Annotated in this window: 25 protein-coding genes; 8 read left to right on the top strand and 17 right to left on the bottom strand. The window is 67.7% G+C overall.

The features are described 5' to 3' along the window. Positions 1 to 7: 7 nt before the first annotated feature. From AC07NB_RS03210 to recO, 6 genes are all read right to left on the bottom strand, one after another. Complete coding sequence (locus AC07NB_RS03210; protein ID WP_494570887.1) at positions 8 to 1,042, bottom strand: M48 family metallopeptidase; 1,035 nt, start codon at positions 1,040 to 1,042, stop codon at positions 8 to 10. Between the two features lie 9 nt (positions 1,043 to 1,051). Beyond that, positions 1,052 to 1,621: a LemA family protein gene (locus AC07NB_RS03205; RefSeq protein ID WP_492313112.1), complete on the bottom strand. Its 570-nt coding sequence runs from the start codon at positions 1,619 to 1,621 to the stop codon at positions 1,052 to 1,054. An 82-nt stretch (positions 1,622 to 1,703) separates the two neighbouring features. After that, complete coding sequence (locus AC07NB_RS03200; RefSeq protein WP_494570886.1) at positions 1,704 to 2,078, bottom strand: putative immunity protein; 375 nt, start codon at positions 2,076 to 2,078, stop codon at positions 1,704 to 1,706. After that, positions 2,075 to 4,276 carry a DNA topoisomerase IV subunit A gene (parC, locus tag AC07NB_RS03195; protein ID WP_494570885.1) on the bottom strand — a complete coding sequence of 734 codons (2,202 nt, stop codon included), beginning with the start codon at positions 4,274 to 4,276 and terminating at the stop codon, positions 2,075 to 2,077. Before parC ends, AC07NB_RS03200 begins: the two co-directional genes overlap by 4 nt. A gap of 136 nt (positions 4,277 to 4,412) precedes the next feature. Beyond that, the gene (locus AC07NB_RS03190; protein ID WP_494570884.1) at positions 4,413 to 6,758 is read right to left on the bottom strand and encodes a TonB-dependent receptor; all 2,346 of its coding nucleotides are present in this window, start codon (positions 6,756 to 6,758) and stop codon (positions 4,413 to 4,415) included. Positions 6,759 to 6,940: 182 nt separating this feature from the next. Continuing rightward, positions 6,941 to 7,672: a DNA repair protein RecO gene (gene recO / locus AC07NB_RS03185; RefSeq protein ID WP_494570883.1), complete on the bottom strand. Its 732-nt coding sequence runs from the start codon at positions 7,670 to 7,672 to the stop codon at positions 6,941 to 6,943. A 124-nt stretch (positions 7,673 to 7,796) separates the two neighbouring features. Between recO and AC07NB_RS03180 the strand changes: the two genes are divergently transcribed. Then, on the top strand, positions 7,797 to 8,705 hold the full coding sequence (locus tag AC07NB_RS03180) for a hypothetical protein (protein WP_494570882.1): 909 nt from the start codon (positions 7,797 to 7,799) through the stop codon (positions 8,703 to 8,705). Here AC07NB_RS03180 and AC07NB_RS03175 read toward each other — a convergent pair. Beyond that, the gene (locus AC07NB_RS03175) at positions 8,702 to 9,181 is read right to left on the bottom strand and encodes a nuclear transport factor 2 family protein (protein ID WP_291833753.1); all 480 of its coding nucleotides are present in this window, start codon (positions 9,179 to 9,181) and stop codon (positions 8,702 to 8,704) included. The genes AC07NB_RS03180 and AC07NB_RS03175 overlap by 4 nt on opposite strands. Before the next feature lie 113 nt (positions 9,182 to 9,294). Here AC07NB_RS03175 and AC07NB_RS03170 point away from each other — a divergent pair, with 113 nt between their 5' ends. The 7 genes from AC07NB_RS03170 to AC07NB_RS03140 are packed head-to-tail and all read left to right on the top strand — an operon-like array spanning position 9,295 to position 12,432. Continuing rightward, positions 9,295 to 9,645 carry an ArsR/SmtB family transcription factor gene (locus AC07NB_RS03170; RefSeq protein WP_492313119.1) on the top strand — a complete coding sequence of 117 codons (351 nt, stop codon included), beginning with the start codon at positions 9,295 to 9,297 and terminating at the stop codon, positions 9,643 to 9,645. Further along, a complete protein-coding gene (locus AC07NB_RS03165; RefSeq protein ID WP_291833748.1) occupies positions 9,629 to 10,132 on the top strand; it encodes an SRPBCC family protein in 504 nt (167 codons plus the stop codon). The genes AC07NB_RS03170 and AC07NB_RS03165 overlap by 17 nt, the downstream gene beginning before the upstream one ends. Positions 10,133 to 10,154: 22 nt before the next feature. Beyond that, the gene (locus tag AC07NB_RS03160) at positions 10,155 to 10,628 is read left to right on the top strand and encodes an SRPBCC family protein (protein WP_494570881.1); all 474 of its coding nucleotides are present in this window, start codon (positions 10,155 to 10,157) and stop codon (positions 10,626 to 10,628) included. A gap of 16 nt (positions 10,629 to 10,644) precedes the next feature. Next, positions 10,645 to 11,088 (top strand): VOC family protein, encoded by a 444-nt coding sequence (locus AC07NB_RS03155; RefSeq protein ID WP_494570880.1) that lies wholly within the window; start codon positions 10,645 to 10,647, stop codon positions 11,086 to 11,088. A 57-nt stretch (positions 11,089 to 11,145) separates the two neighbouring features. Continuing rightward, a complete protein-coding gene (locus AC07NB_RS03150; protein WP_494570879.1) occupies positions 11,146 to 11,538 on the top strand; it encodes a DoxX family protein in 393 nt (130 codons plus the stop codon). 9 nt (positions 11,539 to 11,547) lie between these two features. Continuing rightward, a complete protein-coding gene (locus AC07NB_RS03145) occupies positions 11,548 to 12,033 on the top strand; it encodes an SRPBCC family protein (protein WP_291833737.1) in 486 nt (161 codons plus the stop codon). Positions 12,034 to 12,036: 3 nt separating this feature from the next. Then, positions 12,037 to 12,432, top strand: coding sequence for a DUF1801 domain-containing protein (locus tag AC07NB_RS03140; protein ID WP_494570878.1), 396 nt, complete (start codon positions 12,037 to 12,039; stop codon positions 12,430 to 12,432). 1 nt (position 12,433) lies between these two features. Here AC07NB_RS03140 and AC07NB_RS03135 read toward each other — a convergent pair whose 3' ends face one another. From AC07NB_RS03135 to rpoZ, 10 genes are all read right to left on the bottom strand, one after another. Next, the gene (locus tag AC07NB_RS03135) at positions 12,434 to 13,660 is read right to left on the bottom strand and encodes a serine hydrolase domain-containing protein (RefSeq protein WP_494570877.1); all 1,227 of its coding nucleotides are present in this window, start codon (positions 13,658 to 13,660) and stop codon (positions 12,434 to 12,436) included. Between the two features lie 13 nt (positions 13,661 to 13,673). Continuing rightward, positions 13,674 to 14,621, bottom strand: coding sequence for a GTPase Era (gene era, locus AC07NB_RS03130; RefSeq protein WP_291833728.1), 948 nt, complete (start codon positions 14,619 to 14,621; stop codon positions 13,674 to 13,676). Then, positions 14,618 to 15,334, bottom strand: a complete 717-nt coding sequence (gene rnc, locus AC07NB_RS03125) for a ribonuclease III (RefSeq protein ID WP_492313125.1) — start codon at positions 15,332 to 15,334, stop codon at positions 14,618 to 14,620. Before rnc ends, era begins: the two co-directional genes overlap by 4 nt. After that, a complete protein-coding gene (lepB, locus tag AC07NB_RS03120) occupies positions 15,334 to 16,242 on the bottom strand; it encodes a signal peptidase I (protein ID WP_494570995.1) in 909 nt (302 codons plus the stop codon). The genes rnc and lepB overlap by 1 nt, the downstream gene beginning before the upstream one ends. A gap of 433 nt (positions 16,243 to 16,675) precedes the next feature. Further along, complete coding sequence (acpS, locus tag AC07NB_RS03115; RefSeq protein WP_291833722.1) at positions 16,676 to 17,077, bottom strand: holo-ACP synthase; 402 nt, start codon at positions 17,075 to 17,077, stop codon at positions 16,676 to 16,678. Continuing rightward, on the bottom strand, positions 17,074 to 17,811 hold the full coding sequence (locus AC07NB_RS03110) for a pyridoxine 5'-phosphate synthase (protein WP_494570876.1): 738 nt from the start codon (positions 17,809 to 17,811) through the stop codon (positions 17,074 to 17,076). Before AC07NB_RS03110 ends, acpS begins: the two co-directional genes overlap by 4 nt. A gap of 10 nt (positions 17,812 to 17,821) precedes the next feature. Beyond that, the gene (gene pyrE / locus AC07NB_RS03105) at positions 17,822 to 18,406 is read right to left on the bottom strand and encodes an orotate phosphoribosyltransferase (protein ID WP_492313127.1); all 585 of its coding nucleotides are present in this window, start codon (positions 18,404 to 18,406) and stop codon (positions 17,822 to 17,824) included. Between the two features lie 10 nt (positions 18,407 to 18,416). Continuing rightward, a complete protein-coding gene (locus AC07NB_RS03100) occupies positions 18,417 to 19,202 on the bottom strand; it encodes an LOG family protein (RefSeq protein ID WP_291833759.1) in 786 nt (261 codons plus the stop codon). A 29-nt stretch (positions 19,203 to 19,231) separates the two neighbouring features. Continuing rightward, on the bottom strand, positions 19,232 to 21,298 hold the full coding sequence (locus tag AC07NB_RS03095) for a RelA/SpoT family protein (protein WP_492313604.1): 2,067 nt from the start codon (positions 21,296 to 21,298) through the stop codon (positions 19,232 to 19,234). A 221-nt stretch (positions 21,299 to 21,519) separates the two neighbouring features. Next, positions 21,520 to 21,879 carry a DNA-directed RNA polymerase subunit omega gene (rpoZ, locus tag AC07NB_RS03090; RefSeq protein ID WP_291833710.1) on the bottom strand — a complete coding sequence of 120 codons (360 nt, stop codon included), beginning with the start codon at positions 21,877 to 21,879 and terminating at the stop codon, positions 21,520 to 21,522.

Here is a 21,879-nt window from a genome sequence, read left to right as displayed (position 1 = left end):
GTCCAGTTCAGGTTATGGGGACCGAGGTGCTTGCGGAGAAGGATGAGCCATAGGCCTCCTCGCCCGTCCAGGGACCGGGGTCGCGCCCTCCTCCGAACCGGATCAGGGCGTCTATACGCTTCTGGATCGGCGGATGGCTGGCGAACATGCCTTCCAGCCCGACGCCGTCCGGCTGGTTGTCCAGGAACAGCTGCTGCAGCTCGTCCGGCCCCTTCAGGCTGGAGCGGCCCTCGACCTTGCGCAGTGCCGAGATCATGGCGTCGGGGTTTTTGGTCAATTCGACCGCGCCGGCGTCGGCCACATACTCGCGGGTCCTCGACAGCATCATGCGGATAACGATGGCCAGGACGAAGCCGACCACGGCGAACGCGATGCCGATCAGGATCAACGGCATGGCGTTCTTGTTGTCCTCGCGCCGCCGTCCGCCGCCGGAATAGAGCAAGGCCCGAAACACCAGCTCGGCCAGCACGCTGATAATCCCCGCGAAGATCGAGGCGATCACCATGGTCCGCACGTCCTTGTTGATGACGTGGGTCAGTTCGTGAGCCAGCACGGCCTCCAGCTCGTCGCGGGTCAGGCTCTGCACCAGTCCGCGCGTGACGGTGATGCTGTACTGCCCCTCGTGCAGACCGGTGGCGAAGGCGTTCAGGCTGTCGTTGTCGATGACCCGCAGCGTCGGCGTACGCAGGCCGCGCGAAATCGAAAGATTCTCAAGCATATTATAGAGTTCCGGCTCGGTCCTGCGTTCGACCTTCCGCGCGCCGGTCAGCATGTCGACCATGGTCTGGCTGCCGAAATAGGCGATGGCGAACCAGACGGCGGCGACGAGGAGGGCCAGCGGAATGGTCGCCCCCAGCCAGGAGGCGGCCAGGGCCATGTCGTCGCCCAACGCCTTGCCGGAGCCCGGCAGGACACCCAGCCCCATGAGGATGAGCTGGATGCCGTAGATGATGCCGATCAGCAGGATGGGGAAGGTCACCAGCAGGATGACCGACCGCGTGTTGTTTGCCCAGATGTGGGTCTGGAGCCCGACGGCGCCCATGATCGGTTCTTAGAACTTCACCTGCGGCGGGGCGGCGTTCATGGCGGCGCGGTCGCCCTCGCCCACGTCGAAGAAGGGCTTGTCCGAAGCGAAGCCGAACAGGCCGGCGAACAGGACGGTCGGGAACTGGCGGCGCACGGCGTTGAACTCGCCGACCGCATTGTTGAAGAAGCGGCGGGCCGCGGCCAGCTTGTTCTCGATGTCCGACAGTTCAGCCGACAGCTGCTGGAAATTGGTGTTGGCCTTCAGGTCCGGATAGGCCTCCGACACGGCGAACAGGCGGCCCAGGGCGCCGGTCAGCATGTTTTCGGCCTGCACCTTGTCGTTGACCGAAGTGGCCCCGGCGGCGGCGGCGCGCGCCTGGGTCACGGCGTCCAGGGTGCCGCGCTCGTGGGTGGCGTAGCCCTTCACCGTCTCGACCAGGTTCGGGATCAGGTCCTGACGCTGCTTCAGCTGCACGTCGATGTCGGCGAACGACTGGTCCGCGCGCTGGTCCAAGGCGACGAGCTTGTTGTAGCCGCCGACGACGACAAACAGCAGCACCAGAACGACGACGCCGATGATGATCCAGGTGATCATTGCATTCTCCAACCGGGCCAGATCTCCGGCCCCTTCCGGACAGTATGAGGCCGAGGCCTTGGGCCGAATAGTGAAATCGGCGTCATCGGCTTACGCCTTCGTTGCGTCCGCCGCGGAGGGCCTTGGCGACATAGCCGGGCACGGCCTCCGCATGGGCAGGGACGTGCCAGGTCGCGACCGCCTGCCCCGCCGCACGGGCCGCGAACCGGGCGACGTCGGTCGCGGCGGAGCGGGCGGCGGCGTGCGAGGCCAGCGATAGACGTTGAACCTCGGCCAGGTCGAGCGCTCGACGGCCTTCGGCCCAGGCGCGGATCGCTTCGACGGCCGCCCGGGGGCGCCCGTCATCGGGATGTTCGCGCTCGAACAGGGCGAGCACGGACTCGGCCTGGCGGGCGGCCTCAAGGGCCAGGGCGCGATGGGCGGCGGTTTCCCGCTGGACCCGCGCCCCGGCCGTCACCGGAACTTCCGCATGCCCCGCGGCCCCTGACGGCCCGCCTGGGCGCGCTTGCCCAGCCAGTCCTTCCAGTCGGGCCAGTTGCGGCGGCGGCCGCCGCCGTCGGCCCATTCCGGCCCCTGTTCGGCGTTGAAGGTGGCGACGTCCACAAGGCCGCCCTGCTTGAAGCTTTGCAGCTTCACGCCCTTGCCGCGGCCCATCTCGGGCAGTTCGGCGACGGGGAAGATCAGCGCCTTGATGTTCTCGCCGATGGTGGCGACGTGGTCGCCGGTGACGCGCAGCGCCGCCAGCAACTCGCCGTTCAGCACCTGCTTGCCGCCGCGCTTCTGGGCCAGAAGTTCATCTTCGGGGGCCACGAAGCCGTAGCCGGCCTTGGACGCGATCAGCAGCTTGCCGCCCGGCTGATGGGCCAGCAGGTTGATGATCTCGGCCTTCTCATCCAGTTCGATCATCAGGCGCAGCGGCTCGCCGTGGCCGCGGCCCGAGGCCAGCTTGTCGGCGCCGACGGTGAAGATACGCCCGTCCGAGGCGGCGACCAGCAGCTTGTCGGTCGTATAGGTCGGGACGAGGAAGGCGAGGCTGTCGCCCTCCTTGAACTTCAGCTCCGAGGGATCGTCCACCTTGCCCTTGGCGGCGCGGATCCAGCCGCGTTCGGACAGGATGACGGTGATCGCCTCGCGCGGAATGAAGGCCTCGACCGGCGCGAAGGCCGAGCTGTCGACGGCTTCGGCGATGGTGGTGCGTCGCGGCGAGATCAGCGCCTTGCGCACAGCCTCCAGATCCTTGCCGACCTGTTTCCACTGCTTCGCCGGCGAGGACGAAAGCGATTGCAGGTTGGCAAGTTCGTCCGACAATTCCTTGTATTCGTTCTCGATCGCCATTTCCTCGATCCGCGCCAGCTGACGCAGGCGGGTGTCGAGGATGTAGTCGGCCTGCATTTCGGACAGGCCGAAGCGCGCGATCAGGACCGCTTTGGGCTGCTCCTCCTCGCGGACGATGCGGATGACTTCGTCGAGGTTGAGGAAGACGATCCGCAGGCCTTCCAACAGGTGCAGCCGCTTCTCGACGCGCTCGATGCGCCACTGGGCGCGGCGGACCAGCACCTCGCGGCGGTGATCCAGGAAGGCCTGCAGGCAGGCCTTCAGGCCCATGACGCGCGGCGTGTTGGTGGCGTCCAGCACGTTCATGTTGATCGGGAAGCGGACTTCCAGATCGGAAAGCTTGAACAGGCTTTCCATAAGAACTTCAGGTTCTACCGTCCGGGACTTCGGCTCGATGATGAGGCGAATGTCCTCCGCCGACTCGTCGCGCACGTCGGCCAGCAGCGGGGCCTTCTTGTTCTCGATCAGGTCGGCGAGGTCAGCGATCAGCTTCGACTTCTGCACCTGATAGGGCATCTCGGTGACGACGATGCGCCAGACGCCGCGGCCCAGGTCCTCGGTCTCCCAGCGGGCGCGCAGGCGAACGCCTCCTCGCCCGGTCTCATAGGCGTCCAGGATGGAGGTGTGACCTTCCACGGCCACGCCGCCGGTCGGGAAGTCCGGCCCGGGCACGATCTGCACCAGTTCTTCGGTCGTCGCGTCCGGCCGTTCCAGCAGCAGGTGGCAGGCGTCGATGAGTTCGCCGACGTTGTGCGGCGGGATCGAGGTGGCCATGCCGACGGCGATGCCCGACGAGCCGTTGGCTAGCAGGTTGGGGAAGCCGGCGGGCAGGACGACCGGCTCCTCGTCCTGGTCGTCGTAGGTGGGGCGGAAATCGACCGAGTTCTGGTCGATGCCGTCCATCAGCAGCACGGCGGCGGCGGTCAGCTTGCACTCGGTGTAGCGCATGGCCGCGGCGTTATCGCCGTCGATGTTGCCGAAATTGCCCTGTCCGTCGACCAGAGGATAGCGTTGGGCGAAATCCTGGGCCAGGCGCACCAGGGCGTCATAGATCGAGGCGTCGCCGTGCGGGTGATAGGTGCCCATCACCTCCCCGACGACCTTGGCGCACTTCCGCGCCGCGGCCTGCGGGTTCAGGCGCATCTGGTGCATGGCGTACATGATGCGCCGGTGCACCGGCTTGAAGCCGTCGCGAACGTCCGGGAGGGCCCGGTTGGTGATGGTCGACAGGGCGTAGGCCAGATAGCGCTTGGACAGCGCCTCGCTCATCGGCTCATCGACGATGCGACCGCCTTCCGGCGGGGGGGTATGAACGGTCATGGGTTCCGAATCGGACGATTTGAACCGCCAGTCTAGCCCCTGAACCGCCCGCTCTGTGGATGGAAGATCGGGCCGTCAGATCAGCGGTCCGGATAGCGGATGGGGCGCGACTTCACGCCCCATCCGCCGGACCCGATCAGAAGTGGCGGCGCAGCGAGATGAACGCCTGACGCGGTGCGCCCGGCAGGAAGGTCTGGCGACCCGCGCCGTTCTGGAACCCGCCCGAACCGACCGTCGAAATATAGTCTTCGTCGAGCAGGTTGGTCACGTTCAGCTGGATCTCCGTGCCATTCAACCAGGAGGCGCCGTCGGTGAAGCGGTAGCCGGCGGTCAGTTCGACCAGGGTGAAGGCGTCCGCCGACTCGTCGTTGAGGTAGCTGGAGTACCGTTCGCCGGTGAAGGCGCCGGCCAACGTGCCGAACAGGTTGCCGTCGTCATAGGCGACTTCGGCCCGGGCTAGGGTCTCGGGGGTGTTGACCACGGTCTTGCCGGCGGTGGCCGCGACCAGCGCGCCCACGCCGTCACGGACGTCGTCCTCGTAGGTCGAGTCGTTGTAGCTGAACGAACCGAACGCCGACCAGTTGTCCGCGAACGACCACACCGCCGCCGCCTCCAAGCCGCGGCTGCGGACCGACCCGACGTTCTGGATGCCGTTGCCGAGACCCAGGATCGGCGCGCCCAGGGCGACGCTCAGCAGACGGTCTTCGAACTCGACATGATAGGCCGCGACCGATCCCTGGATCTGGTCGAAGCGGAAGCGCCAGCCGGCCTCCAGCGTCTTGGAGCTTTCCGGGCGCAGATTGTCGCGAAGCGCGGCGAACCCGGCCGCCGTCGCCGAGAACGGGCCGCCGGTGTTCGAAGACTCGAACGCCCGGATGTTCTCGGCGTACGAGGCGAACAGCTGGTGGTCCCCGTTGAGGTCATAGGCCACGCCGATCTGGGGCAGGAAGTTGTCTTCGGCCTTGATCGTGCCGGTCTTGTTCTCGCCGACCAGAGTGGTGGCCGAGTTCTCGACGCTGAGGGATTTGAAGCCGGCGTTGACGGTCAGGCCGTCCATCACGGTCCAGGTGTCCTGCACGTAGAACTGCCGGGTCTCGGTCTCGAAGTCATAGGCCCACTGGGTGGAGAACGGGTTCTCCAGGAAGTCCAGGGAGTTGCGCGTGTTGGCCGCGCGGGCGAGGCCGTAGAACCGCCGGGCGTGGTTGAAGTCGTTGTTCTCCAGCCAGAAGCCGCCTTCGATCTCGTGAGCGCCAAGGCGAAGGTTGGCCGAGCCGATCACGCCGCGGCGTTCGATATCGTACTCGGTCGTGCGGACCGAGATCGGGCTGGGGGCGGTGATCGCTGCCCCGGACTGATCCGGAGCGCCGACCGGCGTCGCCAGATAGGGGGTCCACCACAGGCCCTGCCCCTTGTTGTCATGGCCGTAGCCGGTCAGCGACACGTCCAGGGCGTCGGTGATCGGATACGAGAAGGTCAGGGCCGCCAGGGTGTCATCGCGCAGGCCCGCCGCGTTGAAATAGGCGTCATCGACGCATCCCACGCCGCCCGGGTAGTTGTTGGCGCCCGTTCCGCCGCCCAATTGCGGGCAGTCGCCGCCTGGGTTGGCCTGGTAGATGTCGGCGATACGCACCGCCAGGGCGTAGTCGCCCGAGATGTTGTCCCAGTCGCGTCCCAGGCGACCGATCTGCTCCAGCGACATGTCCTGATAGTCGTTTTCGCGACGCTCGGAGTGATTGACGAACCCGTACAGCTGGCCGCGGCCGATCGGCAGCACGGCGTTGAAATTGATCTGCTGCTGCTTCTGCTCGCCGACGCCCTTCCACTTGTCGCCCTGCTGGTTGACGTAGGAAAGCGAGGCCCGCAGCGAGTCGGGGCCGAACAGCTCACCTGTGTCCAGGCGGACCAAGCCGCGCATGGTGCTTTCGTCGCCGTAGGTCCCGGCGACGTCGACGCCGAACGCTTCGGCCGGCCGACGGCTGAGGAATTGGATCGTGCCGCCCAGATTGCTGCTGGAGGCCGTGCCCAGCGCGCCCGAACCCTGGGCCACGTCAACGCGGCTGACGTTCTCGGAAATGATGGCGCGCGAGATGTGCAGGCCGTTGTGATTGCCGTAGCTCATGTCGCCCAACGGCACGCCGTCCAGCGTGAAGCCCAGTTGGTTCTGGTTGAAGCTGCGCAGGGTCACGCGCGCCGACCATTCGTAGTTCCCGAAGGCGTCGGCCGACTGGAAGCTGACGCCCGGCAGGCGTTCGATGGCCTTCAGCGGGCTGGTGCCCGGCGCTTCGACGGCGATGGCGGCCTCGGTGATCGACGCTTGCTGGCGGGTTTGGCCGCGTCCGAAGACAACGACCTCATCAAGCGCGGTCGCCGGATCGGGGTTCGCGACGACGGTCTGGGCCAGGGCCTGCCCCGGCGACAAGAGCGCTCCGCCGAAAACGAGCGCGAGCGTGGAAGCGCCTGCCAGAAGGCGATGAATGGTCATGGTTGTCCCCGAGAAACGTTGTCGTGCGAATGCACGTCTCGCGGCCTTAGGCGTGGCTGGCGACGGCTCGGCGAAGTCTCGGCGGCGGTTCCATGACGGAGGTCTGTTCAGTTGGGTTTGCCCGCCGCCGTGGCCGAACGGCTACCCTTGGTCCGTGGGCGTCCTATCCATGGGCGGCGGGTTCACAGCCGCCCCGCGTCCCGCAGCTTGTCGATCATCCAGACCCGCGCGGGCGGCAGGGGACGGTCCATGGGATGGAAGACGAACTGTTCGAGGAAGTGCCCGGTCAGGTCAAAGCCGGCGCCGATATCGCCTTCGCCCAGCCCGGCCTGCGCGCCCAGCATGAAGGGCGGCAGGCGCAGCAGCTTGTCGGCATACGGCGCGCCCGCCTCGCGGCTGACGGCGCGGCCGGTGCGGGGGCTGACCCAGATCAGGTCGTCCATCGCGCCGGTGACGGCGCAGCGGCTCAGGTCCAGGCCGAACCCCAGATCCTCCAGCAGCCCCGCCTCGAAGCGCACGAAGACGGCGGGCCAGACGTCCGGCATCATGAAGGCCGACATCAGGGCCTCGAAGGCCAGGAAGGCGCCGGGGTGCGGCTCCCGTTCCGGCAGCGCGCCTTGCGCCACCGCGGCGGCGGCGGCCAGCCCCGTCAGCGCCAGCGGATCGTCGAACAGGGCGCTGGGCCCCTCCCCCACCGGCTCCAGTCGGGCCGAGCCGAGATGATCCGAGGTCCGCGCCCGCACCTCGGCGACCACCCGGGCGCCCGGCTGCAGGAAGGGCTTCATCCGCCGCGAGGCCCCGCCGGCGACATAGGCCGCGCGGCGTCCCTGCCCTTCGGTCAGCAGGTCGACCACCACTCCGGTGTCGCCGTGGGCGCGGGCGGAAAGGACGAAGGCGTCTTCGGTGAAGTCCATGGCTTCAACTAGCCCGGAGAACGTCCCGGGAACAACCGTGTGATTTCCCGGACGACGCCGGCTTGTGGCGGGGCGATGCGGCGGGCTAGCGTGACGCTTGCAGAAGTTCGCGGGGGCGCGTGCGATGACCGATTTTCCAACCTCGAATTCGCGCCGGGCGAAGCCGCGAAAGCCGGGCGCCGCCGGGCCGGTGATCGGCTCCATCCTGGTCTTCCTGTGGGCCTTCGTCTTTTCCGTCTCCCAGAGCTTCACGACGGTCAACGGCACGGCGAACATGCCGCTGGACCTGGCCGCGGGTATCGGCGTCGGCCTGCTGGGCGGGCTAGCGGGCGCGATCGTCGTCTGGCTGATCCTCTATTTCATCCTGGGCGGCCGCCGCTCGCCCAAAGGCGCGATGGTGCTGGCCCTGTTGGCCGGGGTGGCGATCGTCGGCGCCGTGCCCGCCTCCGGCCTTCGCGCGCTCGGCGCCGGAATGAATGCGGAGGACGAGGCGGCCGCAGCGGTGCGCGCGCGGATCGACGCCCGTCGGGACGCCGAGGCTGAGCGGGTCGTCGCAGAGCGCGACGCCATCGTCAGTCAGGACTTCTTCGAGCCTCGGGCGTTGGGCGCGCCCGGCGGATTGGCCCGCGCCCGCAACAAGCTGAAGGCCCTGCGCGAGCTGTCGGCCCGAGCCGAGGCCGGCGATGACCGGCTTCGGGATCAGGCGCGCGCGGAACTGGCCCGGGTGCCGGTCTCCGCCGCTCGTCGCCAGGCGATTTTGCGCGACTTCGACGCCGCGGTCGCCCGCGAATACGAACAGGCCGGGATCGGCGCCGAGCTCAGTCAAATGCTGTTCACTGAGATGGACGCCCAGCTCGACATCCTGTCCCGCACTCGCTGGAGCGTGGAGAGCGGCCAGATCATGTTCACGACGGACCGGGACATGACCGCCTTCAACGTCCGGGCTGACCGGGTCGACGAGATCCAGCGGGAGCTGCAGAAGATGGAGCAGGCGCGGCAAACGCGCCTGAACGCCGCCCGCCAGGTTCGCTAGTTCGCGGCCTTGATCGCCTCGACCACGGCCCGGGCGCGGTCGTTCGGCACGGTGAAGCTGAGCACATACTGCTCGATCTTCCAGCCGTCTTCGGTGAGGCGCAGCACGCCCGAGCCGCGCGTCACGCCATAGCTGTCGTTGTCCAGCACCTCGTCGAACCAGGCGAGGCAGCGGCAGTCGATGGGCGCGATGGTGATGACCCGGTTCCGCGGCGTGTAGGTCCAGCCCTGCCCCCGGGCGAAGTAGGGTTCCACATAGGCGCGGAACTCCGGCAGGGACCAGCGTTCGGTCGCATCGGTGCCGATGAAGCGGGCGTCCGGCGTGAACAGGTCGAAATAGACGGTCGTGTCCGCCGCGGTCGAGGCGACGTTCAGCTGATCCAGCACGTGGCCGATCTCGACTTCGGCGGACGGCGCCGGCGAGGGGGCGGCTTGCGGCGCGGCGGTCAGCATCAGGGCGGCGATCAAGGGCGTCATGGCGGGCTCCGTCTTGGTCTGCATTGGTAGGTCGGATTTTTAATTTAACCGAATGGTTGACAACGCCTCGGCCCGGGCGCATTTAACCTATCAGTTAGATACGAAGCGCCCCGATGGAAACCGATCCCCTCTCCGCCAAGTTCGCCGCCCTGGCCGACCCGACCCGTCGGGCCATCCTGGCGCGGCTGACCGAGGGCGAAGCCAGCGTCAACCAGCTGGCCGAACCGTTCGACATGAGCCTTCCGGCGGTGTCGAAACACCTGAAGGTGCTGGAGAAGGCCGGGCTGATCAGCCGGGGCAAGGAGGCGCAATGGCGCCCTGCCCGCCTCGAACCCATGGCGCTGAAGAGCGTCGCCGACTGGCTGGAACACTACCGCCGGTACTGGGACGCCAGCTTCAACCGCCTCGATGCCTACCTGAAGAAAATCCAGAAAGGAGACCCTGACAATGGCCCAAGAAACTGACACCAATCCCTGCAACACCGACGGCGTGGCGCACGAACATTCGCTGACCCTGCGCCGGACCATCGATGCGACGCCCGAGCAGATCTGGAAGGCGTGGATGACCCCGGAGATCCTGCAGCAATGGTTCGTGCCGCGCCCGTGGACCCTGTCGGACGTCCGGATCGATCCGCGTCCCGGCGGCGTGTTCAACTTCGTCATGCACGGCCCCGACGGCGAGACCATGCCCAACAGCGGCATCTTCCTGCATGTCGAGCCGGGCAAGCGCTGGATCACCACCGACGCCCTGACGCCGGACTGGAAACCGGCCGGTCAGCCGTTCATGGTGGCCACCGTCGAGCTGACGCCGACGGCGGACGGCAAGACGGAATACGTGGCCACGGCCCGTCACTGGAACGCCGAGACCATGAAGCAGCATGAGGCCATGGGCTTCCATGAAGGTTGGGGGACCTGCGCCGACCAGCTGGCCGAACTGCTGAAGACCCACTGATCCGTCCCGCCGAGCGCCCCGCATGACCCTCGCTGAAGACCTAACCCAACGCCCGACCCTGAACATGCAGCGCGTCTTCGATGCGCCGCGGCCCTTGGTCTGGCGGGCGTGGACCAATCCCGAGGCGATGGTCATGTGGCTGGGGCCGGTCGAATGGCCCGCGGTCAGCGTCAAACAGGACCTGCGGGTCGGCGGCGAATGGCGGGCTTGTCTGCGGTCGCCCGAGACCGGCCAGGACCTTTGGCAGGGCGGCGTCTATCGCGAGATCGTCCCGCCCGAGCGACTGGTCTTCACCTTCAAGTGGGACGAGTCCCACGAGGACGGCCCGCCGGTGGAGACGCTGGTGACCCTGGTCCTGACAGAAACCGAAGAGGGGCAGACGCGTATGGATTTCACCCATGAGGGCCTGAAGTCCGAACAGAGCCTGACCGGCCACAAGTACGGCTGGAACAGCACCGCGGACCGGCTGGAGACCTGGCTGGCCGCCAACAAATAGAACCCGAGGAAACGCCATGCAGATCGTGACCAGCCTCAGCTTCCGGGGCCAGTGCAAGGAAGCGTTCGAATTCTACGCCAAGGTCTTGGGCGGCGAGATCACCGCCGCCTTCCCCTACGGCGAAGGCCCGCCCGACATGCCCGTCGGCCCGCAGTACAAGGACTGGCTGATGCACGCCTGGCTGCAGGTGGGCGATCAGGCGATCATGGGCGCCGACATGGACGTCGACTGGGCGCCCAATATCAACAAGCCCAAGAACGGCTTCGACGTCACCCTGCACACCCAGGACGGGGCTGAGGCCCGTCGTTGGTTCGACGCCCTGTCCGAAGGCGGCAAGGTGATCATGGACTTTTCCGAGACTTTCTGGTCGCCGGGCTACGGCAACTTCGTCGACAAGTTCGGCGTGCCGTGGATGGTCAACACCATTCCGTCGGCCGACTGGAAGCCCGCTCAGGGCTGACGGCTTTCCGGGGCGGCCGTATCGCGCCGCCCCCTTCCCCCATTTCCGGAGATTCCCATGAAGGCCACCCCCATGGTCTGGACCGGTCGCGTGCTGACCGGACTGTTCGCCTTGTTCATCCTCGGCGCCTCGGTCTTCCCCAAACTCAGCGGCATGCCGGTGGCCGAGGAAACCATGGCCCAGCTCGGCTGGCCGCACGGCTACGCCTTCGCCATCGGCCTGATCGAGCTGGGCTGCCTGATCCTGTATCTGATCCCGCGCACCAGCGTGCTGGGGGCGGTGCTGTTCATGGGACTGCTCGGCGGGGCCGTGGCGACCCAGATCCGCGCTGGCGCCCCACTGTTCAGCCACCAGCTGTTCAGCCTCTATCTGGGCCTGGTCATGTGGGGCGGATTGTGGCTGCGTGACGCCTCCCTGCGCGCCCTCTTCCCCTTCCGCCGCGTCGCCTGAGGAGGCCGCATGTCCGTCGCCGCGACCATTCCCGAGGCCCTGACCCGTCTCAACATCGTGCGTACCTTCGACGCGCCTCGCGCCCTGGTGTGGAAGATGTGGACCGACCCGGCCCACGTGGCCGTCTGGTGGGCGCCTGAACATTTCACCACGCCCGTGGTGAAGATGGACGTCCGGCCCGGCGGCGCGATCCACATGGTCATGCGCGGCCCTGACGGGAGCGACTATCCGTTCGACGGTCGCTTCATCATCTTGGACGAGCCTGAGCGTCTGGTGATGCGGACCTGGGTGAATGCCGCCGATGGGGATGTCTGGTTCGAGGTCGAGCAGACCATCCGCTTCGACGAGGAGGGGGATCAAACCATCATGCGCTTCGAGGCCGTCGTGCAGCAGGCCAAGGCCGACGCGGTCGGCCCGCTTAGCGGCATGGAGGCCGGCTGGACCGGCAGCCTGAACAAGCTGGAGCGTCACATCCGAACGCTTTGGGAGGCCTGAGCCATGCAAAAGGTCCCGCCTCCCGCCTCTCCCGACGCCTATGTCGCCGGCATGGCCGGCTGGCAGGCCGACCTCGTCACGCGACTGCGCACGGCGGCCCTGTCGGTCGGCGGCCTGGACGAGGTGATCAAGTGGGGCCACCTCGTCTATCTTTCGAACGGTCCAGCCTTGCTGATCCGGGCCGAGGGCCAGCGCGTGCTGCTGGGCTACTGGCGCGGTCAGCGGCTGCAGGACATCGAGCTTCGCCTGAAGTCCGGCGGACAGTTCGAGATGGCCAGCATCGGCTTCGCTGAAGGCGAGACCATCGATGCGGAGGTTGTCGTTCGCCTGACCCGGGCGGCGATCAACCTCAATACCGAACTCGGCGACCCCACCAAGGCGGCGAAGAAGATCGTCTGATTCAACGCGCCACGCTGGTGGGGAAGCTGCGGCCCAGCGCCTCGGCCATGCCCTGCTGGGACAACAGGAAGACCGCATCGCGCTGGTGATAGTTGTTCGACAGCACGATCACCGTCACGTCCGCGTCCGGCTGGTAGGTGACCAGGTTACGGAAGCCGGACCAGCTTCCGGTGTGGAAGATCTGGTTGTCGGTGAAGTCCGGCCGGACCTGGCGGCCCAGTTCCTTGTCGTAGACGCCATAGCCCCATAGCCGGCGCGGGTTGCCCCTTTCGTCCGGCGTGCCGTCCGGCGCGTGGTCGGCGATCATCTGGGCGTAGCTGTGCGGCGACAGGATGTGGCCTCGGTGCAGGGCGCGCTGCCAGACCAGCAGGTCGTCCAGCGTTGAATACAGCGCGCCCGCGCCGAAGATGATGCTGACGTTGGCGTCCGGCTGGGGCGTCGGGCCGCCAGCCAGATTGGCGTAGCCCATGACCACGTCGGAGGCGCCGTCGTCATAGCCCGTGTCGGCCATGCCGAGCGGCTCGAAGAAGGCGGTCCGCAGATAGGCGTGCAGGCCCATGCCGCTGACCTTTTCGACCACGGCGCCCAGCAGGTTATAGCCGGCGTTGTCGTAGCGGACCTTTGTCCCGGGTGGGAATTGAAGTCCATAACGCATTGAATCAGCAGTCAATTCTTCCGGCGTTGCTGGCGTGACGCGGCGCAACCCCCAGCCCGGACGGGCCATCAGGTCGGGAATGCCCGAGGTGTGCGACAGGAGGTGATGCAGCCGGATCGGCTCCCAAGCGGCGGGGCAAGGCTGGATGTATTTGCAGACCGGGTCCCAGACCGACAGCTTGCCCTCGTCCTGCAGGCGCAGGATGGCGGCGGCGGTGAACTGCTTGCTGACCGAGGCCAGGCGGAAGCGGGAGTTGAGCTCCAGCGGCTTCATCAGGCTGCGGTCGGCCCAGCCGTGGACCTGGCGGTACAGGACCTGATCGCCCTTGGCGACCAGCACCCCGCCCGTAAACTGGCCCGAGGCGCTCCAGCGGTCCATCTGCGCCTTAAGATCCGGCAGGCGCTCGACCACCTCGAGCGGCGGGCGCGGCGGCAGGGGATCGGGCGTCACGCGCACGGTCGGCCTGTGGACCGTGGCCCAGGCGATCAGGCCGGCGGCGACGATGACGAGAACGACCAGAAAGCCGAAAGTCAGCCGGGGATGGTTTCCGGCGCGACGGGGAACATGAAACACGGAACGCGGGCTCTTAGACGTCGTAGTCCAGCCCGAACTGGGCATAGAGGGCGCGGCTATCCTGCCACTTCGGATCGACCTTGACCGTCAGGAAGAGGTGAACCTGGCGGTCCAGCAGCTCGGTCAGCTCCTCACGCGACTTCTGGCCGATCCATTTCAGGGTCTGCCCCCCCTTGCCCAGCACGATCGGGCGCTGGCTCTCGCGCTCGACATAGATGGTCTGCTCGATGCGGACCGAGCCGTCGGCGCGGTCCTCGAACGCGGTGGTCTCCACCGCCGCCGAATAGGGGAGTTCCTCGTGGACGCGCAGATAGACCTTCTCGCGGGTGATCTCGGCGGCCAGCACGCGCATGGGCACGTCGGCGGACTGGTCTTCCGGATAGAGCCAGGGACCGGCGGGCATGGCGGCGGCCAGCCGCTGGCCCAGATCGTCCACGCCGTCGCCGCTGAGGGCCGAGATCATGAAGACCTCGCTGTAGACGCCCGTCTCGAACAGGGCGTGCGACAGCGCCAGCAGGGTGTCGCGGCGCATGCCGTCGATCTTGTTCAGCGCCAGGATGACCTGTTTGCCGGCGGCCTTCAGCGCGGCGATGATCGTCTCGGTGTCTTCGGCCGAGCGGCGGTCGGCGGCCTGACCTTCCTTGCCCTCGGCGGCGATGTGCGAGGCGGCGTCGATCAGGTGCACGACGATGTCGGCGTCATCGGCTCCGCCCCAGGCCGAGGCGACCATGGCGCGGTCCAGACGGCGGCGCGGGCTGAAGATGCCGGGGGTGTCGACCAGCACGATCTGGGCGTCGCCGTAGATGGCGATGCCGCGCACGGGGAAGCGGGTGGTCTGCACCTTCTGGGTGACGATCGAGACCTTGGTCCCGGTCAGCCGGTTGACCAGCGTGGACTTGCCCGCGTTGGGAGCGCCGATGATGGCGGCGAAGCCGGCACGCTGGTTTTGAGGTTCGGTCAAATCACGCCTTCACGTTGAAGAAGGGCCGTTGCGGCCGCTTTCTCCGCGTCCTGACGTGATCGCCCCTGCGCGGTCAAGGGCGGATATCCGGCTACGCTTGCTTCAACGGTGAATGTCGGGGCGTGATCCGAGCCCGTTCGCTCCACGATCCGGTAGGTCGGAAGCGCCCTGCCCTGTCCCAGCGCCCATTCCTGAAGCGCCGATTTGGGGTTGGTCAGCGCCTTCTTTGGATTGGCCGCGAACTCCGCCCGCCACGCCTTGTCGAAGACCTTGCGGGCCGCCTCGATGCCGCCGTCCAGCCAGACCGCGGCGAGGATGGCTTCCATGGCGTCGCCCAGAACGCCTTCCCGGCGTCGCCCGCCCTGCTTGGCCTCGCCGGGCGATAGTCGCATGGCCGGTCCGACCTGCAACCGGTCGGCGACCCGGGCGCAGGCGGCCTTGTCGACCAGGGCGTGAAGGCGCGCGGACATGTCGCCCTCGTCGGCCTCGGGGAAGTCGCGCATCAGGGTGTCGGCGACCAGCAGGCCCAGCACGCGGTCACCGAGGAACTCAAGCCGCTGGTTGTCCAGAAAGGGCCGTCCGCGCGCATCGCGCTCGGCGCCCTCGCCCACGCTGGCGTGGGTCAGGGCCTGCTCGAGCAGGCCCGCATCCCGGAAATCGTGGCCGAGGTTGCGCGTCAGCGCATGGATGGCCTCGGCCCGACGATCCGCCATCAGTCGAGAACGTTGAACCAGCGGCTCAGGCGGACCTTGGTGAACCAGCTGACCGGATTCCACAGCGAGGCGCCCTCGTTCCACGAGAACAGAATGATCTCGGCCTTGCCGATCAGGTTCTCGGCCGGGACCAGGCCGACGCCGTTCTGCGACTGGTCGACACGGCTGTCGATCGAGTTGTCGCGGTTGTCACCCATCATGAAGTAGTGGCCCGACGGAACCTCGAACACAGGGGTGTTGTCCAGATCGTTGCCCGGCCCGAAGTCCTGGATGCGGAAGGTCTTGGAGCCGTCCGGGAAGGTCTCTTCGGCCTGGATGATCGGCATGCCGTACATGTTGGTGACATCGGCGTCCGACACGACCACGTCGCGGACGGGCGCGTTGTTGATGTGCAGCACGTTGTTGATCATCTGGATCCGGTCGCCCGGCAGGCCGATCAGGCGCTTGATGTAGTCGGTCTTGTTGTCGCGCGGCAGCTTGAAGACGACGATGTCGCCCCGCTCTGGCGCATGGCTGACCACCGGCAGGGAGACCCGGCCGTTGAAGACCGGCGGGCTGAACGGGATCGAGTGCTTGGAATAGCCGTACGACCACTTGGACACGACGATGTAGTCGCCCTGGTAGAGGTTGGGCTCCATCGAGGCCGACGGGATGGTGAAGGGCTGGAACAGCAGGACGCGCAGGACCAGCGCGATCAGCAGGGCGAAGAAGATCGTCTTGAGGACTTCCCAGCCCTCGTTGGCGCTTCCGCCCGAGGTCTTCTTGCTCTTCTTGGTGCGGGCGTAGACCGGGGTGGCGTCGACATCCTCGAACGGGGCGTCGCCGGCGTCGCTCCAGACGGGGCGCTTCTCCGGTTGAGGAGCGGCGACCGCCACACCGGCCGCGGCGGCGACCGCGGCGGCCTCCACGGGCGTCGGGTGGGTTTCGGCGGCGGGTTCGTCGTGCGCGGCCTCTACGGGCGCGGCGTGATCGTCATGAACTGCGGGGCCGTGATCGTCATGGACGGCCTCGGCCGGCGCGTGGTGTTCGGCCTCCGCGGCAGGGGCGTGATCGTCGTGAACGGGCGCGGGGTGGGCGTCATGATCGGCCTCGACGGCGGCGGGCGCATGGTCGTCGTGCGCGGCGGCCGGCTCTTCGTGCCCATGCGCGTCGACTTCGGGCTCGTCATGAGCGGCGGTCGCATGATCGTCATGGCCATGCGCGGGCGCGGCGGGTTCGTCGTGGCCGTGACCGGCGTCCGGCCCATGGCCGTGGTCGTCGTGCGGCTTGTTCTCGTCGCTCATGACTCTATCCCCCAGCCGCTGTGCGCGGTCTTTCAGCGGCGAAATCGGTATAACGTGATTAAGCGACGGGCAAGGCTTCGATCACCACGAAGGCGAGTGCGTACGGATGCTCGTCGCTGAGGGTGAGATGTATACGGACTTCATGTCCCGCAGGCGTCATGCGGGCCAGACGTTCCGCTGCCGGACCGGTCAGCGCCATGGTCGGCTGACCCGACCGTAGGTTCACCACCCCCATGTCCCGCCAGTAGACATCGGCGCGCATGCCCGTGCCGAGGGCCTTTGCGCAGGCCTCCTTGGCCGCGAACCGCTTGGCGTAGCTCCAGGCGGGGTCCGGCTTGCGGTCCGAACGGGTGCGCTCGAGCTCGGTGAAACAGCGTGTCTTGAAGCGTTCGCCGAAGCGATCCAGCGACGTCTGGATGCGCCGGATGTCCGACAGGTCCGCGCCGACGCCGAGGATCATAATTTTGCGTCCATGGCGGCGCGCATGCGCTGGATCGCCGTCGCCAGCCCGACGAAGACGGCCTCGCCGATCAGGAAATGGCCGATGTTCAGCTCGCGCACCTCGGGGATGGCCAGCATTTCGGCGGCGGTGTCGTAGTCCAGGCCATGGCCCGCATGGACTTCCAGCCCGAGGTCGGCGGCGCGGGTCGCGGCGGCCTGCAGCCGTTCGAACTCGATCGCCCGGTCGTCGCCCGACAGGTGGCAGTAGCGGCCGGTGTGAAACTCCACGACCTGGGCGCCGACGGCGGCGGCGGCCTCGACCTGGGCGATCGATGGCTCGATGAACAGGGAGACGCGGACGCCCGCGTCGGCCAGGGCCTTCACCACGGGCGCGATGCGGGCCTCGTGGCCGGCCACGGCCAGGCCGCCCTCAGTCGTCACCTCCTCGCGCCGCTCGGGCACCAGGCAGGCGGCGTAGGGCCGGTGACGCAGGGCGATGGCCAGCATCTCCTCCGTCACCGCCATTTCGAGGTTCAGCGGCTTGCCCGCCGTAGCGCACAGGTCGCTGAGCGCCGCGATGTCGGCGTCGGTGATGTGCCGGCGATCCTCTCGCAGGTGGGCGGTGATGCCGTCGGCGCCGACCGCCAGGGCCTCCCGGGCCGCGCGGACCGGATCGGGATGAATGCCGCCGCGGGCGTTCCGCACGGTGGCGACGTGGTCGATGTTGACGCCCAGACGGACAAGACCGGCCATTGGCGCGTCCCTATTTCGAGAGCCGGCGGCTGCCCGGATCCTCGACCGGGATGGCGGCCAGTTCGGGCGGCAGGGCGTCGGCGGGGTATGCGGGCACGTCCAGGGTCGCCAGGGCGATCAGGGGCACGCCCACGTCGGCGCGGCCGCCCGAGCGGTCGACGATACAGGCGGCGGCGATCACCTCGCCCCCGGCGGCGTTGATGGCGGCGATGCACTCGCGCGAGCTCAGGCCCGTGGTGACGATGTCCTCGACCATCACGACCTTCTGGCCGGGATCGACGTGGAAGCCCCGGCGCAGCTTGAACTCACCGTCCACGCGCTCGACGTACATCGAAGGAACCTTGAGCCAGCGGGCGGTCTCATAGCCGGGGATGATGCCTCCCACGGCTGGGGAGATGGCCACGTCGACCGGGCCGACGGCGGCCACGATCTTCTCGGCCAGCGCCTTGCACAGCCGCCCGCAGCGCTCGGCGTCCATGAACACCAGGTTCTTCTGCAGGAAGGTCGGGCTGTGCAGGCCCGACGACAGGACGAAATGGCCTTCGCGCAGGGCGCCGGCGTCGCGGAATTCGTTGAGTACGTCTTCGGAGGTCATGACCCCTCCCCTAACCCGTGACGGGCTCGCTTTGAAGGGCCGGTTGCGCCGGATCGGCGCTGTTTTCAGCGCCGGGGTTCAGGCCGCGCGCCAGAAGTTCGGCCCAGGCGGTCTCGGCGTCCTCGGCGAAGCTGATCAGATCCAGGTCCGCCGCCTTGACCATGCCGTGCTCGACCAGGGCGTCGAAGCCGACGACCGAGGTCCAGTAGGCCTTGTCGACGAGTACGATGGGGATGGCCCGCTCCTTGCCGGTCTGGCGCAGGGTGAGGATCTCGAACAGTTCGTCGAAGGTGCCGAAGCCGCCGGGAAAGACGACCAGCGCATTGGCGCGCATGGCGAAGTGCATCTTACGCATGGCGAAGTAGTGGAAGCGGAAGGTCAGCTCCGGCGTCGACCAGGGGTTCGGCTCCTGCTCGTGCGGCAGGGTGATGTTGAAACCGATTGACGGGGCCCCGACGTCGTGCGCGCCCCGGTTGGCCGCGCCCATGATGCCCGGTCCGCCGCCCGTGGCGATGACGTTGTCGCGCGGTTGGCCGATCTCGCCCCGCATGGCCCCGCCCCGTTCGGAGGCGATACGGCCGAACTCGCGGGCCTGAGCGTACCAGCGGGCGTGATTGGGGCTGGTCTCCTCCCCCACCCGCGCGCTGCCGAAGACGACGATGGTGGAGCGCACGCCCCAGGCCCTCAGCGCCTCCTCGGCCTTCTCGTACTCCATCAGGAAGCGCACGCCGCGCATGCCCTCGCTGAGCAGGAAGTCCTGGTCGAGGGCCGCCAGCCGATAGGACGGCGACGCCATCTGGGCGGCGTTCAGGGGGCGATCGTCGCTCACCCGCGCGCGCGCTCGACCGTGTCGACCGACGGATTGGCGCGCAGAGCGGCCATGATCATGGTGGCGTGGCGTGCGTCCTCGACCTCAACGTCGATGTCCACGTCGAAGAAGTCCTGCTGCCGGTGGCTCATGGACAGGTTGATGATGTTGCCGCCCGCCTCGCCGATGATGGTGGTGACCTGACCCAGCACGCCGGGGGCGTTCTTGATCGTGGCGCGCAGACGGGCGGCGGCGACCGCGCCCTGCTCGGCCTGCGGCGTCCACTGCAGGTCCTGCCAGACCGAATCGTCATCGGCGAACTCGGCCAGCTTCTGGCAGTCGATGGTGTGGACGGTCAGGCCGGCCTCGGGCTCTAGAATGCCGACGATGCGGTCGCCGGGCACGGGCGAGCAGCAGTGGCCGAAGTGGACGCTGACGCCGGGGGTCAGGCCCCCGCCGCGCACGAACAGGCGGGCCTGGTCGTCGGCGATGCGCTTGCGGTCCGGCCCGGCCTTGAGGCGGCCCTTGAGCGCGGGGAACAGGGTCTCGCCGACCTTGGCGGCCGACAATCGGCCCCGGCCGATGGCTTCGAACAGGTCCTCGTCGGTCTCGACGGCCAGGGTTTCCAGCGCGGGCTTCAGCGACACCTCTTCCAGCGCCTTGCCGGCGCGGGCCAGGGTCTGTTCCAGGGTGGCGCGGCCCAGCTTCTGGAACTCGCCGCGCTCGGAGGTGCGGATGTGGCGGCGAATCGCCGACCGCGCCCGTCCGGTGACGGTCAGGGATCGCCAGTCGGCGGGGATTTCGCGTTTGGCCCCGCGGATGATCTCGACCACGTCGCCGTTCTGCAGCTGGGTGCGCATCGGCTTCAGCTCGCCGTTGACCTTCACCCCGACGGCGGAGTCGCCCACCCCGGTGTGGACCGCGTAGGCGAAGTCCAGCGGCATGCCGCCGCGCGGCAGGGTGATCAGGGCGCCCTTTGGCGTGAAGACAAAGACCTGGTCCAGGTACATCTCGAGTTTGGCGTGCTCGACCCAGTCCTCACCGCCCTCTCCGTGCTCGATGACCTGCACGAGGTGGCGCAGGTTCTGCAGCGGATCGCGCCCGCCGTCCTTCTCCATGGCCTCCTTGTCGAAGCCATAGGACTTGTTCTTGTAGGACCAGTGCGCGGCCACCCCGTCCTCGGCCACCCGGTCCATGGCCTCGGTGCGGATCTGCATCTCGATGCGTAGGCCCGAGGGACCGACGACCGTGGTGTGCAGCGAGCGGTAGTTGTTCGACTTGGGCGTCGAGATGAAGTCCTTGAACCGCTCCGGCACCATCGGCCAGGCGCGGTGGATCACGCCCAGTGCGCGATAACAGTCGTCCTCGGCCTCGACGATGACCCGGAAGCCGTAGATGTCGGACAGGGACGAGAAGCCGACCGACTTCCTCTGGAGTTTTCGCCAGATGGAGTACGGGGTCTTCTGGCGGCCGGCGACGCGGGCGCGGACCCCGGCCTCCTGCAGCACCCGTTCGACCTCGCTGGACACCCCGCCGATGGCGCGGCCGTGTTCCAGCTTCAGCGCTTCCAGGCGGCGCTCGATGGCGGTCTTGGCGGTCGGGTTCAGATAGGTGAAGGCTAGCTCTTCCAGCTCGGACGCGATCGAGTGGATGCCGATCGACCGGCCCAGCGGGGCATAGACTTCCAGCGTCTCGCGGCTGATGCGCTCGCGCTTCTCGGGCTTCACATACTGGAGCGTCCGCATGTTGTGCAGGCGGTCGGCCAGCTTGACCAGCAGGACACGGACGTCGCGGCTGATGGCCAGGATGAATTTGCGCAGGTTCTCGGCCTGGCGCGTGTGCTCGGCCTGCAGCTCCAGTCGCGACAGCTTGGTCACGCCCTCGACCAGGACGGCGATCTCCTCGCCGAACATGCGGGCGATGTCGTCGCGGGTGGCCGAGGTGTCCTCGACCACGTCATGCAGCAGGGCGGTGACGATGGTGGCCGTGTCGAGCCGGTAGTCGGTCAGGATGCCGGCGACCTGGATCGGATGGGCGAAATAAGGATCGCCCGAGGCCCGCAGCTGCGAGCCGTGCATCTTCATCGCATAGACGTAGGCGCGATTGAGCAGGTTCTCGTCGGCGGTCGGGTCATAGGCCCGGACCGCCTCGACCAGCTCGAACTGGCGCAGGACCTTGCTGCGCTGCGGCTCCAGGTCCTTGACCGGAGCCGCGCTGTCGGCGGGATCGTTCAGATTGGCAGCTTCAGGGGTCGGCGCGGACTGCCGCGCCGGCAGGATGGTGATACCGTTGGCGGGTTCGGCCGTCAGTACCGCTCCTCCTGGCCGCCGTCGCGGTCGCTTTGCAGCGCGCGGATCAGCTCGGCCTCGGCCATGTTCATGTGCTGCGGTTCGGCCAGCAGGGCGACGACTTCGGCTTCGTCCTCGGCTTCGGTGCGCTCATCGACGCGTTGCAGCGTCACGATGATGTTCTCCAGCAGTTCGGCCGGCACGACGGTGTCGTCGGCCAGTTCGCGCAGGGCGACGACCGGGTTCTTGTCGTTGTCGCGGTCGATCGTCAGGGCGGCGCCGTTGGCGATGTTGCGGGCGCGGTGACCGGCCAGCAGAACCAGACCAAAGCGGTTCGGCACCTTCTCGATGCAGTCTTCGACAGTGACGCGGGCCAT

The sequence above is a fragment of the Brevundimonas sp. GW821-FHT09G01 genome (genome assembly GCF_059416065.1).
Note: the sequence above shows the minus strand (reverse complement) of the source record. Positions and strands in the feature narration are given on the sequence as shown.

Coding starts and splice junctions, on each gene's coding strand:
- AC07NB_RS03210 (WP_494570887.1), bottom strand. CDS start 1,042: ATGGGCGCCGTCGGGCTCCAGACCCACATCTGGGCAAACAACACGCGG.
- AC07NB_RS03205 (WP_492313112.1), bottom strand. CDS start 1,621: ATGATCACCTGGATCATCATCGGCGTCGTCGTTCTGGTGCTGCTGTTT.
- parC (WP_494570885.1), bottom strand. CDS start 4,276: ATGACCGTTCATACCCCCCCGCCGGAAGGCGGTCGCATCGTCGATGAG.
- AC07NB_RS03190 (WP_494570884.1), bottom strand. CDS start 6,758: ATGACCATTCATCGCCTTCTGGCAGGCGCTTCCACGCTCGCGCTCGTT.
- recO (WP_494570883.1), bottom strand. CDS start 7,672: ATGGACTTCACCGAAGACGCCTTCGTCCTTTCCGCCCGCGCCCACGGC.
- AC07NB_RS03180 (WP_494570882.1), top strand. CDS start 7,797: ATGACCGATTTTCCAACCTCGAATTCGCGCCGGGCGAAGCCGCGAAAG.
- AC07NB_RS03175 (WP_291833753.1), bottom strand. CDS start 9,181: ATGACGCCCTTGATCGCCGCCCTGATGCTGACCGCCGCGCCGCAAGCC.
- AC07NB_RS03170 (WP_492313119.1), top strand. CDS start 9,295: ATGGAAACCGATCCCCTCTCCGCCAAGTTCGCCGCCCTGGCCGACCCG.
- AC07NB_RS03165 (WP_291833748.1), top strand. CDS start 9,629: ATGGCCCAAGAAACTGACACCAATCCCTGCAACACCGACGGCGTGGCG.
- AC07NB_RS03160 (WP_494570881.1), top strand. CDS start 10,155: ATGACCCTCGCTGAAGACCTAACCCAACGCCCGACCCTGAACATGCAG.
- AC07NB_RS03155 (WP_494570880.1), top strand. CDS start 10,645: ATGCAGATCGTGACCAGCCTCAGCTTCCGGGGCCAGTGCAAGGAAGCG.
- AC07NB_RS03150 (WP_494570879.1), top strand. CDS start 11,146: ATGAAGGCCACCCCCATGGTCTGGACCGGTCGCGTGCTGACCGGACTG.
- AC07NB_RS03145 (WP_291833737.1), top strand. CDS start 11,548: ATGTCCGTCGCCGCGACCATTCCCGAGGCCCTGACCCGTCTCAACATC.
- AC07NB_RS03140 (WP_494570878.1), top strand. CDS start 12,037: ATGCAAAAGGTCCCGCCTCCCGCCTCTCCCGACGCCTATGTCGCCGGC.
- rnc (WP_492313125.1), bottom strand. CDS start 15,334: ATGGCGGATCGTCGGGCCGAGGCCATCCATGCGCTGACGCGCAACCTC.
- acpS (WP_291833722.1), bottom strand. CDS start 17,077: ATGATCCTCGGCGTCGGCGCGGACCTGTCGGACATCCGGCGCATCCAG.
- AC07NB_RS03110 (WP_494570876.1), bottom strand. CDS start 17,811: ATGGCCGGTCTTGTCCGTCTGGGCGTCAACATCGACCACGTCGCCACC.
- pyrE (WP_492313127.1), bottom strand. CDS start 18,406: ATGACCTCCGAAGACGTACTCAACGAATTCCGCGACGCCGGCGCCCTG.
- AC07NB_RS03100 (WP_291833759.1), bottom strand. CDS start 19,202: ATGGCGTCGCCGTCCTATCGGCTGGCGGCCCTCGACCAGGACTTCCTG.
- AC07NB_RS03095 (WP_492313604.1), bottom strand. CDS start 21,298: ATGAAGATGCACGGCTCGCAGCTGCGGGCCTCGGGCGATCCTTATTTC.
- rpoZ (WP_291833710.1), bottom strand. CDS start 21,879: ATGGCCCGCGTCACTGTCGAAGACTGCATCGAGAAGGTGCCGAACCGC.